This is a genomic window from Nocardia sp. CS682, from assembly GCF_004634405.1.
GTDB lineage: Bacteria > Actinomycetota > Actinomycetes > Mycobacteriales > Mycobacteriaceae > Nocardia > Nocardia ninae.
Window position 1 is genome coordinate 8816371 of the sequence record NZ_CP029710.1, and the last position, 13719, is coordinate 8830089.

The window sequence follows — 13719 nt, forward strand, 5'->3', positions numbered from 1 at the left end:
ATTCGGCGGGGGTGTCCCGCTTCGTAATTTCATAGCCATGACATCGACATTCACCACCACAGACGGCGCCGAGATCTTCTTCAAGGACTGGGGCACCGGACAGCCGGTCGTCTTCAGCCACGGCTGGCCGCTCAACGCCGACGCCTGGGACGACCAGGCCCGCCTGGTCGCCGAGCACGGTTACCGCGCGATTGCCCACGACCGCCGCGGGCACGGCCGATCCACCCAAACCTGGGACGGCAACCACATGGACCGCTACGCCGACGATCTGGCCGAGCTGATCGAAACGCTCGACCTGCGCGACGCCGTGCTCGTCGGACATTCCACCGGCGGCGGCGAGGTCGCCCGCTACCTCAGCCGCCACGGCAGCGGCCGGGTCGCCAAGGCGGTGCTGCTCGGCGCCGTGCCGCCGGTCATGGTCAAGTCGGCGAGCAATCCCGAGGGCACCCCGATGGAGGTGTTCGACGGCATTCGCCACGGGGTCAGCACCGATCGCTCGCAGTTCTATTGGGAGCTGAGCGAAACCTTCTACGGCTTCAACCGGCCCGGTGCGGCCGCTTCGGAGGGGATGCGCCGCGCGTTCTGGCGGCTGAGCATGCAGGCCGGCGTCCGTGCCGCCTACGAGTGCATCACCCAGTTCTCCGAGACCGACTTCACCGACGATCTGCGGCGCATCGATGTCCCGGTGCTCGTCGCCCACGGCGACGACGACCAGATCGTCCCCCTACACGACTCGGCGGTGAAATCCGCTGCGCTGATCAAGAACTCGACCTTGCGCATCTACCCCGGAGCCGCGCACGGGCTGCACGGCGAATTCCGGACCGCCTTCGAAGCGGATCTGCTCGAGTTCCTGAAGAACTGACCCAGTTCCCAAACCTCACCGAACACACTGCACAGCAAAGGAAACCGTCATGCGTATCGCCAAATCCGCCAAACTCGCCGCCGCCGCGCTCGGAGTGACCGCCACCCTCGCCGGCTCCGGCTGCGCCTCCGCCGAACCCGCTGCGGTACAGCCGACCATCGTCCTGGTGCACGGCGCCTTCGCCGAATCCGCCAGCTGGAACGGCGTCATCGACCGGCTGAACCAGCAGGGCCTGGCCAACATCGCGGTGGGCAACCCGCTGCGCAGCGTCCAGGGCGACGCCGACACCGTCCGCAGTGTCGTCGCCGCCATCGACGGGCCGGTCGTGCTGGTCGGGCATTCCTATGGCGGGCAAATCATTTCGCAGATCAACGACCCCAAGGTCAAGGGACTGGTCTACGTCGCGGCGTTCGCTCCCGAGGATGGCGAGACCATCGGCGAACTCTCCGGCAAGTTCCCGGGCAGCACCCTCGGCGAGACCCTCGACAAGGTCCCCCTCGCCGACGGCAGTACCGACCTCTACATCCAGCCCGAGAAGTACCAGAAGCAGTTCGCCGCCGACGTCCCCAACGCGCAAGCCGCACTCGACGCCCGCACCCAGCGCCCGCTCAACGACCGCGCGCTCAACGGCAAGTCCGGTGCACCCAGCTGGAAGAACCTGCCGTCCTGGTTCGTCTACCCCGACGCCGACAACAACATCCCGGTCGCCGCGCATCGGTTCATGGCCGAACGCGCCAAGGCCCGCGCGACCGTGGAGATCCCGGGCGCCTCGCACGCGCTCACGGTCTCCCAGCCCGACGCCGTGGCGAAGGTCATCGTCGACGCCGCGAGCGCCGTTTCCTGATCACCCCGGGCGAAGTCGATGCGGTGCCGCGGGCACGACCACGCGGCACCGCCGGACATTCGCGAGATTGAGCAGTTTCCGGTCTGGGAAGTGAGCGCCGTTCCCACCGAGAGTTGCACCAAGACCCGCTCCGAAGTCGAAAGGATCCATCATGCGAACCACCAAGGAAGGCCGGCCGATGCACGTGGTAGTGCTCGGCGGCGGGCCGACCGGCACGACCGCGGCGCTGCTGCTGGCCGCTGAAGGTCATCGAGTCACCCTGCTGGACAAGGATTCCGGTGGGCCCGGCGCCGAGGCCGAGCAGGCCTGGGACCAGTGGCGCCGACCGGGTGTCAATCAGTTCCGGCATCCGCACATCCTGCTGCCCGGCGGGTATCAGGTGCTCGCTCGCGAACTACCCGATGTGCTCACCGAACTACGGGCGCTGGGCGCGCGCGAACACAACATGCTCGACGCCGCCTTCGAACTCCCCGCGATCGGCGGCCGCAGGCCGGGCGACGAACGGTTCGACACCCTCTCCGCCCGCAGGCCCGTCATCGAGCAGGGCCTCGGCAACGCCGCGGCGAAGGCCGGGGTCACCGTGCGCCGAGACGCCCCGGTCACGGGGTTGCTGACCGAGGCGGTGGCCGCGATCCCGCACATCACCGGCGTGCGGACCGCGCAGGGCGAGGATATCTCCGCCGATCTGGTCATCGATGCCATGGGCCGCAATTCTCCCGCGAGCAAGATGCTCACCGACATCGGCGCGGCCGCACCAGTATTGGACAAGCACGAGACCGGGTTCCTGGCCTACAGCCGCTACTTCCGCTCGGCCGACGGTTCCTATCCCGAACAGGTGGCGTGGCCGCTGGAACACCACGACAGTCTGGGGCTGACCACCGTGCCCGGCGATGCGGGCACCTGGGCCATAGCCCTGTTCGTCTCGGCCGAGGACCGCGCTATGCGGGCACTGAGCGATGCGCAGGTCTGGCAGCGGGTCGCGGCGCTGTATCCGAATATGGCGCACTGGGCCTCCTACGGTGAGCCGATCACCGGGGTGTTGGCGATGGCCGGGATGGAGTCCCGGCATCGGAGTTTCGTCGTCGGTGGCAAGCCGGTGGCGACCGGGCTGCTCAGCATCGGAGATGCCTGGGCGACAACCAATCCCACCTTCGGGTTCGGCCTCACCATGGGAATGTCCCACGCGCTGCTGCTGCGGGATGTGTTGCGCGAGAGCGGCTTCGACGATCGGGAAAAGCTCGCGCGCCGTTTCGACGAGCTCACCAACGGCACGCTCGGACCCACCCAGCAGGCCTCGGCCGCCTGGGATCTGCACCGGCTCGCACAGATCGACCTGGAAATCGAGGCCATTCCCTACCAGCAGAGCGTCGCCTACCGCACCGAGGATCCGGAGTGGAATCTGCGGCAAGCGGTGGAGGCCGCGAAGCTGCGGGATCCCGACGTGCTGCGGGCGTTCGGCGATGTCGGTTCCGGACTGGTCGGCCCCGAGGAAGCGCTGGGCCGCCCCGGTGTCCTCGATCGAATCAACGAACTCGGCGGCGGCGCAACGGGATACCCGGAACCGGGCCCCTCCCGTGCCGAACTGCTCACTGTGATCGGAGCGAAGTAATGCGTATCGAAACCAACGGCATCGAACTGCAGGTCCAGGTCAGCGGGTCCGGCCCGGATGTGCTGCTGGTGCACGGCTATCCGGACACCCACGCCGTGTGGCGCCACCAGGTGCCTGCGTTGAACGCCGCCGGTTACCGCACGATTGCACCCGATCTGCGCGGTTTCGGCGCCTCGGACAAACCCACGGATCTGGCGCAGTACGAACTCGCCGAGTACGTCGCCGATCTGGTGGGCGTGCTGGACGACCTCGACGTGCAGCACGCCCACGTCATCGGACACGACTGGGGCGCCTCGCTGTCGGTACTGCTCGCCGGGCTGCACCCCGATCGGGTCGACAGCCTCACCACCCTGTCGGTCGGAACTGCGGCGGCAGTCGTGGACGCGGGCCTGCCGCAGCGCGAGAAGTCCTGGTACTTCCTGCTGTTCCAGTCCCTGGGCATCGCCGAACGCTGGCTCTCCCAGGACGATTTCGCCAACACCAGGCGATGGCTGGCCAGTCACCCGGATTTGCTCGAGGTCATCGAACGGATGCGGGACCCGCGGGCGCTCAGCACCAGCCTTGGGCTGTACCGCACCGGAGCGGGCCCGGAGTTCCTCGTCGATCCGCCCGTGCTGCCACCGGTGCTCGCGCCGATGATGGGCGTGTGGAGCAGCGACGATGCGTACCTCACCGAGGAGTCGATGCTCGGCAACGAGAAGTACGTCGAAGGGTCGTGGCGGTATGAACGGCTCGACGGCATCGGACACTGGATGCAACTCGAGGCACCGAACCAGGTCAACGAGTTGCTCCTGGACTTCCTACCGGAACCGACGCAGTGACGCAGCTGCGAATTCTGTTCTCCAGCACGCCCGCTCACGGTCATCTGCTGCCGATGGTGCCGCTCGAAAGGGCGGCCCGCCGGGCCGGGCACGTCACCGCATTTCTGACCAACGGATCCGTCGCTGACGTCGTCGCTCCGGCCGAGGTGCTCTCGGCCGGAGCGACACTGGGGGAGACCCTGGCCGAGGTGCACCGCCGTACTGGAGCCGACGCCACCACCGACATGAGTCCGGCGACGGTGGCGGAGTTCTTCGGCGGTGTCCGGATCGACCTCGGGGCCGACGAGTCGCTGGCTGTGGCAGCGGCTTTCGCGCCGGACCTGATTGTCGCGGAGGCCGCCGATTTCCTGGGCCCGCTCGTCGCGTCCGAGCTCGGCGTGCCGTGGGTTTCGCACGCGGTGGGCATCGCTGTCGATGCGGCGATTGCCGAGGCGGTGGTCGCGGTGGCTGCCCAGCGGATGAAGGAACGAGACATCGAGTTGGCGCCCCCGATCGCGGCGGTGGACCCGTGGCCCGACTCGCTGCAATCCGACACCTGGGAGCCCTCCCTCGATCGCATCGACATCCGGCCGGAAGCGCCGGAGTCCGAACTGGATGCGCCGTGGACCGCGCCTTCTTTTCCCGAGCGGAGGGAATTGCCGAGGGTGCTGGTGACACTCGGCACGATCGTCGACGAGCCGGGCACGCTCACGGCGATTGTCGAGTCACTGCTAGCGCAGGAGGTGAATGTCGTTGTGGCCGTGCACCCGGCGTCGGATCCGCGGGATCTCGTCGTCGACGCGAGCCGGGTGCACGTGACGGGTTTCGTGCCCATGCGGCACCTGCTGGACGGGGTCGACGTGGTGGTCAGCTCCGGCGGTGCGGGCACGGTGCTTTCGGTGTTGGGTGCGGCCGTTCCGATGGTCATCCTGCCGCTGGGCTTGGACAAGCCGCTCAATGCCGAACGCGCCGCGGCGGTGGGGGCCGCAGCGGTCATCCACGATCCCCGGCAGGCGGGCGCCGCCGTTGTGCGAATTCTGGGTAACCCGTCGTTCGCGGTGGCCGCGTCCGAGATAGCGGACAGGATCGCCGCTATGACGCCGGCCGATGAGGTTCTTGCGTTATTGCTGGACCGGATGGCCTGAGGTCGGTGGTCGGCCCGGTAGCGACCGGTGCGGGTACGGGGCGGTTCCTGCGGTGGTGTTGTTCGCTGTGCCGTCGAGCGACGTGGGCAGGCGTTCGTCGCAGCGGGCGACGAGTTCTGCCGCGGATGTTCGTGGTCGTCGCTGGTGACGTGCACCGGCGCGAAGTCCGTCAGCGCAGGCGCGATAGGGTGATCCGCCGCCCAGCGGTTCGGGATCGGTTGGCTAGAAGGAGTTTTCGGATATGTTCCGCCGGTTGTCTCAGTTCGGAACGAAAACCCTGCTGACGGTTGCCTTGTCCCTGCTTGTCGTCCCCGGTTCCACCGCTGCCGCCGAGGACCAGATCCGGCGTGCGGACACGGTGGTCGCGAGGGAGGCGGCCACGATCTGGTACCCGGCTCGGTCCGCTCGCCGGCTTCCGCTGGCGCTGATACTGCCCGGGGCGAATGTTGGGCGGGGGTACTATTCCCGATTCGCCGCGGCGATCGCCGAATACGGTTTCGTTGTCCTGGTGCCGGAGCGCGACCTGACCTCGGCCGATAACGCGCCGCGCGGATACGGGCTTGTCGAGGCGCTCACCTGGGCGCGCGAGCAGGCGGGGGACCCGGCCTCGGCGGTGGGTGCCCGCATCGACCCCACCGCGCTGGTAGTGGCCGGGCACTCCTACGGTGGCGCCGCGGCGCTGTTCGCCACTACAGACCGCTGCCGCCCGCCGTTCTGCTCCGCTGCCGACTACCGACGTCCACCGGAGCTGAAGGCGTTTGTCGGATACGGGACGAACACCAGCGTCGGCACCGAGGTCGAGGCGGTCGATGTGGGCGGGATTCCGGTGATGTACGTCAACGGCACCGAAGACGGGGTCAGCGAGCCGGCGGAAGCGTACGAGAGTTTCGCCAAGATCTCCGGTGCGCCCTCGGCGGCCTACGTTCATCTGCTGGGCGCCAACCACTTCGGGCTCGCCGATATCGACAACCCACCTGGTGCCGCGCCCGATCCGCGGCCCGGTACCGCCCCGCAGCACGAGACCGCCACGACCGCTGCCCGATGGACGGCCAGTTGGTTTCGCGCACAGCTCGGTGACCCCGTCGCACGCGAGTGGGTGTACACCATCGGGCCGCGCGTGGATTCTGCTGTGCGAGTAGAGATCCGGTGAGCAAGCTGACCAGCCCCGCCGGCGCGCCGGTCCCATAGCGCTCATCCGGGCGCTACGAGTCATTCGGAGATGCTAGCCCCGGTCCCACTTGCAGCCCTACCACGCAGGTGTCGTCGTCGGTGTCGGAGTCGCTGTTGTCGAGCAGATCGTCCAAGCGCTCGTCGAGGCTGCCGCTGAAGCGAGCCGACGCGGTGAGCAGTCGCTCGACACACTCGTCGAGGTGTCGCCCGCGGCGCTCGATCAGGCCGTCGGTGTAGAGCAGGAGGACGTCGTCCGGTTCCAACTGGAGTTCGCCTTCTTCATACGTGGTTTCGGCCAGTGCACCGAGAATTATCCCGTTGAGCAGCGGCAAGGCGGTCGCTTGCCCGGCGCGGACCAGCACCGGGGGGAGGTGGCCCGCGCGGGCCCAACTCAGGACGCGGGTCTGCGGGTCGTAGAGGCCACAGATGGCGGTGGCATAGATGTCGGTCGTCAGGTGATGGGCTACCAGATTCAGCCAGGTGAGCAGTTGCCCGGGCCCCGCTCCGGTGGCGGCGAGACCGCGCAGTGCGTTGCGTAGCACGACCATGTCGGTGGCCGCGGTGATGCCGTGGCCGGTGATGTCGCCGACCGACACCAGAATCTGCTTGGAGGGCAACACAATTGCGTCATACCAGTCGCCGCCGACGAGGTGGTCCTGTTCGGTCGGCTGGTAGCGCACCGCGATGTGCAGCCCGAAGGCGTCGATGGACGGTTGCGCGGCGGGCATGATCGCCTGTTGGAGTTGGCGCGCCAGGCGACTCTGCTCGGCGGCGTGTTGCTCGGTGTGGGCGAGCTGGTCGCGGGTGGCCGACAGCGCGACCTCGGTCCAGTGCTGTGCCGAAATGTCTTGGTAGGCACCGCGGATGGCGAGCAGATTGCCTGCTGTGTCGAGTACCGGCTCGGCGATGATCCGGATGTGGCGGGTTACGCCGTCGGGCCGGATCAGCCGGAACGCGGTGGAGGCGGCGTTGCCGTAGCGGAGCACGGTGCGCAGGAACCGTCGGACCGCGTCGGCGTCGTCGTTGTGCGCGTGGTCGGGCAGTTGGCGCAGCGGGATCGGGTTCGCGGTCGGCGCCAGTCCGTAGAGGTCGAACAGCTGGCTGCTCCAGGTGATTTCACCGATGTCCGGGTTCTCCTCGAATCCGCCGACGCGGCCGAGGCGTTGCGCGTGCTGGAGCAGCGCCGCGAGCCGCACCGTCTCATCCTCGACCTGCCACACCATGAGCACCCCGTCACCGTGGCGGCTGATGCTGAGCGCCGCCGAGACGGTCAGTGGTATCTGGTCGACCAATTCGGTCAGCACCGCCCGGTCGGCGCGGTAGGTCTCCCCGGTGGCGTAGACATGCTCGATCAGTTCGAATATCTGGCCTGCCCCCGCCGCCATCGGGTACGCCTCGAGCAGCAGGGCGCCGTTTATCCGGCTGCGGGGACGGCCTGCCAGATCGACGAAGCGGGAGTTGACGTGCTGGATGCGGAAGTCGGTGACGGCACCGTCGTGGTCGAGGTGCGGTAGCAGCACGAGGACCGAGTCGAACAGCGCCTCGGCCAGCCGGACGAGGTCGGCGACGTCAGGTCCGTTGGGTACCGGCGCACCGGCCATGTCCGATTCCAAGGTGTGGGCGCACAGTTCGGCCAAGGCCTCCAGCTGCCGTTGTATCTGCGGCCGTTGTGGTTCGAGCGGTTGCGGCCAGCACACCTCGAGCACGCCGAGCAGTTTGCCGCTGGTGCCCGCCGGGATCGCCACCCGGCCACCACTGTGGTCGCCGATCGACGGCAACCTGGACGAACCCAGGTCCTCGATCCACAGCGCGTTTCGTTCGATCAGCGCCTGCCGAGCGGGGGTCGCCACCCCGGGTGGCACATATCGCCACCGCTGCGCCTCTTGCGGACTGATACCGACGAAACCCCGCAGCGAGAGCGATCCGTCGGTACCCGCGGCCCAGATCGCCGCCGCCGAGGCACCGAGCGGCGCCAGCGCGTGGTCGAGCAGCGCCTTGGCCACCCGCTGGGTGTCGCCGGCGGCGAGCAGACCGCTCTCCGCCGTGCGCAGCCGTACCGCCGCCGACGCATCGCCCGGTGCCGCGGCGCGGAGCAGGAATTCTCCCGCTGCCGCACTGACCTTGTCTTGTGCGGCCTGGTTCACCACCTCGGCGGCCAGCTCCAACGGCGTGACACCCGCCTGCTCGGCGAGCACCCCGAGTTGGCGCGCCGCCTGGGCCGGCCCGCAACGCAGCCGTTCGACCAGGACGCCCTTGGCCATCTCGATCAGCGCACGGCCATCGGCGGTGGCTTGGGCCTGGGCAATCTCGTTGCGCAACCGCTCGACGGTGGCCGCGAGGCGGTTGACCGCAGGCCCCTCGGTTGGGCCGGTGCCGGAAGTCGCGTCCGCACCGGTGTCCGAGGCGGGCATCAGGCGTCGAGCCAGTGCTGGATGCAGGCGAGCAGCGCGTCCGCGTCGACCGGTTTGGTCACGTAGTCGTTGGCGCCTGCGGCGAGGCACTTTTCCCGGTCGCCGAGCATGGCCTTGGCCGTCACGGCGATGATCGGCAGATCCGCGTACTGCGGCATCCGGCGGATCGCCGCGGTCGCGGCATAGCCGTCCATCTCGGGCATCATGACGTCCATCAGGACCAGATCCGTCTCCGCGCGGGCAAGCAGGGTGTCGATTCCCTCCCGCCCGTTCTCGGCGTGCAGCACGTTGATGCCGTGCAGTTCGAGGATGCTGCTGAGGGCGAACAGGTTTCGGGCGTCGTCGTCGACGATGAGCACCGTACGGCCTGCGAGCTTGCCGTCCGAGCGCTGCGGCGCCGCGGCCGTGGCGTCCTCGCGGCGCACCAGGGGCAGCACATCTCCCGGTGCCGCGGCCGTGACATGCAGGACGATCCGCTCCCGCAGCTCGTCCAGGCTGGACAGCAACTCCAGCGGACGGTTCGCGGTGAGCCGCTGCAACAGACGCTCCTGCTCGGCGTCGAGTCGGCGATTGTGCGCCAGTACCGGAACACCGCGCATCGCGGCGTCCCCTTCCATGGTCTCCAGGAATCGCAGCGCGGCATCGTCGGGCATGTCCAACTCCAGCACCACGCAGTGGAACGCGTCGACGGCCAGTGCCGCCACCGCCTCCTCCGCGCCGACCGCGGCGACGATCTGCACCGGACCGCGCGGGTCGTTGCCGTCGGTGAGATCAGCCACCGCACTCTGTGCGACCAGGGACAACAATCCTTGTGGACGTTCCTCCACGATCAGCAGCCTGCGCTGCTGCCGCTGGGGCGGCGCGGGAGCGGCCTCGTGCCGGGCGCCGTCCTCGAGCTGCCGGGTGTCTTCGTCGTGGTGTGGCGCCTGCTGGAAATCCGGTCGGGCGATCGGGAGGTACAGGGTGAAGGTGCTGCCCTGACCGAGGGTGCTGTCGGCGGTGATGGCGCCGCCGAGAAGATAGGCGATCTCTCTGCTGATCGACAGGCCGAGTCCGGTGCCGCCGTACTTGCGGCTGGTCGTGCCGTCGGCCTGTTGGAACGCGCCGAAAATCGACTCGAGCTGATGTTCGGCGATGCCGATGCCGGTGTCGATCACTTCGAAGGCGAGGGTGGGGCCGTGGCGGCGCGCGGCGGGGGGCACGTCGTCGGCTCGCGTCGGTGTGATTCGCAGCTGTACCGACCCGGTCTCGGTGAACTTCACCGCATTGGACAGCAGATTGCCGAGCACCTGGCGCAGTCGCGAGTCGTCGGTGAGCAGCTCGACCGGCAACTCGGGCGCGGTGCTCACCCGGAAGCCCAGGCCTTTCTGGGTGGTCATCGGCCGGAAAGTGGCCTCGACGTAGTCCAGCAGCTTGCGCAGCGGCACGCGCTCGGGGGTCAGGTCCATCTTGCCCGCCTCCACCTTCGACAGGTCGAGGATGTCGTTGATCAGCTGCAGCAGATCCGAACCCGCCGAGTGGATGATGCCTGCGTACTCAACCTGCTTGGGGGTGAGGTTGCGAGCCGGGTTCTGCGCCAACAGCTGAGCGAGGATCAACAGGCTGTTCAGCGGGGTGCGCAGTTCGTGGCTCATGTTGGCCAGAAATTCCGACTTGTACTTCGAGGCGAGCGCGAGCTGCTGAGCCCGGGTCTCCAGCTCCTGTCGCGCCTGCTCGATCTCGAGGTTCTTGGCCTCGATGTCGCGGTTCTGCATGGCCAGCAGCTCCGCCTTCTCCTCCAGTTCGGCGTTGGACCGCTGCAGTTCCTCCTGGCGAACCTGCAACTCCTGCGAGCGGGCCTGCAACTCCGAGGTCAGCCGCTGCGACTCGCCGAGCAACTCGTCGGTGCGGGCGTTGGCGACGATCGTGTTGACGTTGACGCCGACCGTCTCCATCAGCTGGTCGAGGAAGTCCTGGTGAATACGGGTAAAGCGGTGCAGGGAGCCCAGTTCGATCACGCCGAGCACCTGATCCTCGACCACGATCGGCAGCACCAGCAGGTTGACCGGCGCGGTCTGGCCCAACCCGGAGGAAATGGTGACGTAGTCGCCGGGAACGGAGTCCACCGCGATCGTGCGGCGGCTGCGCGCGGCCTGGCCGACCAGGGATTGGCCGAACGTGAAGCGGGTAGGGCTGTCGGGCTCCTCCGGGCTGCCGTAGGAGCCGATCAGCCGCAGCTCCGGCGGCGCGGCGGTGTCGTCGGCCAGGTAGAACGCGCCGAACTGCGCGGAAACCAGCGGCGCCAGTTCGTCCATGATCAGCTCGGCCACCACGTGCAGGTCGCGTTGGCCTTGCATGAGGCTCGAGATACGGGCCAAGTTGGTCTTGAGCCAGTCCTGGTCCTGGTTGGCTTTGGTGGTCTCGCGCAGCGACTCCACCATCGAATTGATGTTGTCCTTCAACTCCGCGACCTCGCCGGAGGCCTCGACGGTGATGGACCGGGTCAAGTCACCCTCCGCGACGGCACTGGTGACCCCGGCGATCGCGCGAACCTGGCGGGTCAGGTTGCCGGCCAGCTCGTTGACGTTCTCGGTCAGCCGCTTCCAGGTGCCCGATACGCCTTCGACTTCGGCTTGACCGCCGAGGCGGCCCTCCGACCCGACCTCGCGGGCCACCCGGGTCACCTCGGCGGCGAATGCGGAAAGCTGATCGACCATCGTGTTGATAGTGGTCTTCAGCTCGAGGATCTCCCCGCGCGCGTCCACATCGATCTTGCGGGTGAGATCACCCTGCGCGACCGCGGTCGTGACCTGGGCGATGTTGCGGACCTGATTGGTCAGGTTGTTCGCCATCGAGTTGACGTTGTCGGTCAGGTCCTTCCACGTGCCCGCCACATTCGGCACCCGGGCCTGGCCGCCGAGCATGCCCTCGGTGCCGACCTCGCGGGCCACCCGGGTGACCTCGTCGGCGAACGCCGACAGCGTGTCGACCATCGTATTGATGACGCCGGCGAGCGCGGCGACCTCGCCCTTGGCCTCCACGTTGATCTTCTGGCTCAGGTCGCCGCGGGCCACCGCCGTGGCGACCTGAGAGATCGACCGCACCTGATTGGTCAGGTTGGACGCCATGACGTTGACGTTGTCGGTCAGGTCCTTCCAGGTGCCCGAGGCGCCGCGTACGGTCGCCTGACCACCCAGGTTGCCCTCGGTGCCGACCTCGCGGGCGACCCGGGTGACCTCGTCGGCGAAGGCGGACAACTGGTCGACCATCGTGTTGATGGTCTCCTTGAGTTCCAGGATCTCCCCGCGCGCGTCGACCCGGATCTTCTGGCTCAGATCGCCACCGGCGACCGCGGTGGTGACCTGGGCGATCGAACGCACCTGCGCGGTGAGATTGTCGGCCATGACGTTGACCGATTCGGTGAGGTCCTTCCAGGTACCCGAGACGCCCTTCACGTCCGCCTGCCCGCCCAGCCGGCCCTCCGTGCCGACCTCGCGCGACACTCGGGTGACCTCGTCGGCGAACGACGACAGCTGGTCGACCATCGTGTTGATGGTGTTCTTCAGTTCCAGGATCTCCCCGCGCGCGTCGACCCGGATCTTCTGGCTCAGGTCACCACCGGCGACCGCGGTAGCAACCTGCGCGATCGAACGCACCTGCGCGGTCAGGTTGCCCGCCATGAAGTTCACCGAGTCGGTGAGATCGCGCCACGTGCCCGAGACGCCCTTCACGTCCGCCTGACCACCGAGGATCCCTTCCGTGCCGACCTCGCGCGACACCCGGGTGACCTCGTCGGCGAACGACGACAACTGGTCGACCATCGTGTTGATGGTGTTCTTCAGCTCCAGGATCTCTCCGCGGGCGCTCACCGTGATCTTCTGACTCAGATCACCACCCGCCACCGCGGTCGTGACCTGGGCGATATTGCGGACTTGCGCGGTCAGGTTGCCCGCCATGAAGTTCACCGAGTCGGTGAGATCGCGCCACACGCCGCCGACTCCCGGTACCTGGGCCTGGCCGCCCAGCTGTCCTTCCGAGCCGACCTCCCGTGCCATCCGGGTGACTTCGTCGGCGAACGCGGACAACTGGTCCACCATGGTGTTGACGGTGCTCTTCAGCTCCAGAATTTCGCCGCGCGCATCCACGTCGATCTTCTGGGACAGATCGCCGCGGGCCACAGCCGTTGCCACCTGCGCGATATCGCGCACCTGACTGGTCAGGTTGCCCGCCATCGCGTTCACCGAGTCGGTGAGGTCCTTCCAGGTGCCCGACACCCCCGGCACCTCGGCCTGCCCGCCCAATCGCCCGTCGGTGCCGACCTCGCGCGCCACGCGCGTGACCTCCGAGGTGAACAGCGAGAGCTGATCCACCATGCCGTTGAACACCGTCGCGATCTCGCCGAGCAGCCCGTCACCGTCCATCGGCAACCGAGTGCCGAAATCACCGTCACGCACCGCCGTCAACCCGGCCAGTAGCTGGCGCAACTCGACTTGATCCGTAGCCGCGGGTGTGTACTTACGTCCAGCCGAGGCAGCAGCCACCGTGTCGGTCATCCTCGTCCCCAGATCTGGTCTATCGATCCCATAGGCACGACGGCTTCCCGCCATGTCGTGCCCGAAGGAATCGTCAGCAAAGTAGTGGGTGCTAGCTGCTGAACACCCACTGCTCGACGACTTTAGCCGCTGCGCGATCGCCGAGACTCGTTTCCCCCCAGCCGATCAGGCGAAGACGGATGGTGTAAGGCTCGGCCGACAACGCTCGCAATCGCGCTTCCGCCACACGGGTGGCCGTATCGGCGCGACGGTTACCTCGCGAGGCGCACAAGGCGCACGGTCGGTCATCGTGGTGCTGTCGGATCGTGGAATGCGGGCACCGAACTCGCCGACCGGCTGGCCGCCC

The 13719-nt window shown here is 67.9% G+C and carries 8 protein-coding genes; 6 read left to right on the forward strand and 2 right to left on the reverse strand.

The annotated features are described in order from the left end of the window. The first annotated feature begins 37 nt into the window (after nucleotides 1–37). From DMB37_RS39875 to DMB37_RS39900, 6 genes are all read left to right on the forward strand, one after another. Complete coding sequence (locus DMB37_RS39875; RefSeq protein WP_135237157.1) at nucleotides 38–862, forward strand: alpha/beta fold hydrolase; 825 nt, start codon at nucleotides 38–40, stop codon at nucleotides 860–862. 49 nt (nucleotides 863–911) lie between these two features. Next, nucleotides 912–1706, forward strand: coding sequence for an alpha/beta fold hydrolase (locus DMB37_RS39880; protein WP_135237158.1), 795 nt, complete (start codon nucleotides 912–914; stop codon nucleotides 1704–1706). 151 nt (nucleotides 1707–1857) lie between these two features. Next, nucleotides 1858–3315, forward strand: a complete 1458-nt coding sequence (locus DMB37_RS39885) for an NAD(P)/FAD-dependent oxidoreductase (protein ID WP_135237159.1) — start codon at nucleotides 1858–1860, stop codon at nucleotides 3313–3315. Next, nucleotides 3315–4136: an alpha/beta fold hydrolase gene (locus DMB37_RS39890; RefSeq protein ID WP_135237160.1), complete on the forward strand. Its 822-nt coding sequence runs from the start codon at nucleotides 3315–3317 to the stop codon at nucleotides 4134–4136. The genes DMB37_RS39885 and DMB37_RS39890 overlap by 1 nt, the downstream gene beginning before the upstream one ends. Then, a complete protein-coding gene (locus DMB37_RS39895; RefSeq protein WP_135237161.1) occupies nucleotides 4133–5260 on the forward strand; it encodes a glycosyltransferase in 1128 nt (375 codons plus the stop codon). Before DMB37_RS39890 ends, DMB37_RS39895 begins: the two co-directional genes overlap by 4 nt. A 253-nt stretch (nucleotides 5261–5513) precedes the next feature. After that, nucleotides 5514–6410, forward strand: coding sequence for a hypothetical protein (locus tag DMB37_RS39900; RefSeq protein WP_135237162.1), 897 nt, complete (start codon nucleotides 5514–5516; stop codon nucleotides 6408–6410). A 52-nt stretch (nucleotides 6411–6462) separates the two neighbouring features. Here DMB37_RS39900 and DMB37_RS39905 read toward each other — a convergent pair whose 3' ends face one another. Next, the gene (locus DMB37_RS39905; RefSeq protein ID WP_135237163.1) at nucleotides 6463–8841 is read right to left on the reverse strand and encodes a SpoIIE family protein phosphatase; all 2379 of its coding nucleotides are present in this window, start codon (nucleotides 8839–8841) and stop codon (nucleotides 6463–6465) included. Next, a complete protein-coding gene (locus DMB37_RS39910; RefSeq protein WP_135237164.1) occupies nucleotides 8841–13373 on the reverse strand; it encodes a HAMP domain-containing protein in 4533 nt (1510 codons plus the stop codon). Before DMB37_RS39910 ends, DMB37_RS39905 begins: the two co-directional genes overlap by 1 nt. Nucleotides 13374–13719: the final 346 nt, after the last annotated feature.

Bases quoted from the DNA above. Each gene is read 5' to 3' on its own strand.
- DMB37_RS39880 (WP_135237158.1), top strand. From the start codon at position 912: ATGCGTATCGCCAAATCCGCCAAACTCGCCGCCGCCGCGCTCGGAGTG.
- DMB37_RS39875 (WP_135237157.1), top strand. From the start codon at position 38: ATGACATCGACATTCACCACCACAGACGGCGCCGAGATCTTCTTCAAG.
- DMB37_RS39905 (WP_135237163.1), bottom strand. From the start codon at position 8,841: ATGCCCGCCTCGGACACCGGTGCGGACGCGACTTCCGGCACCGGCCCA.
- DMB37_RS39885 (WP_135237159.1), top strand. From the start codon at position 1,858: ATGCGAACCACCAAGGAAGGCCGGCCGATGCACGTGGTAGTGCTCGGC.
- DMB37_RS39890 (WP_135237160.1), top strand. From the start codon at position 3,315: ATGCGTATCGAAACCAACGGCATCGAACTGCAGGTCCAGGTCAGCGGG.
- DMB37_RS39910 (WP_135237164.1), bottom strand. From the start codon at position 13,373: ATGACCGACACGGTGGCTGCTGCCTCGGCTGGACGTAAGTACACACCC.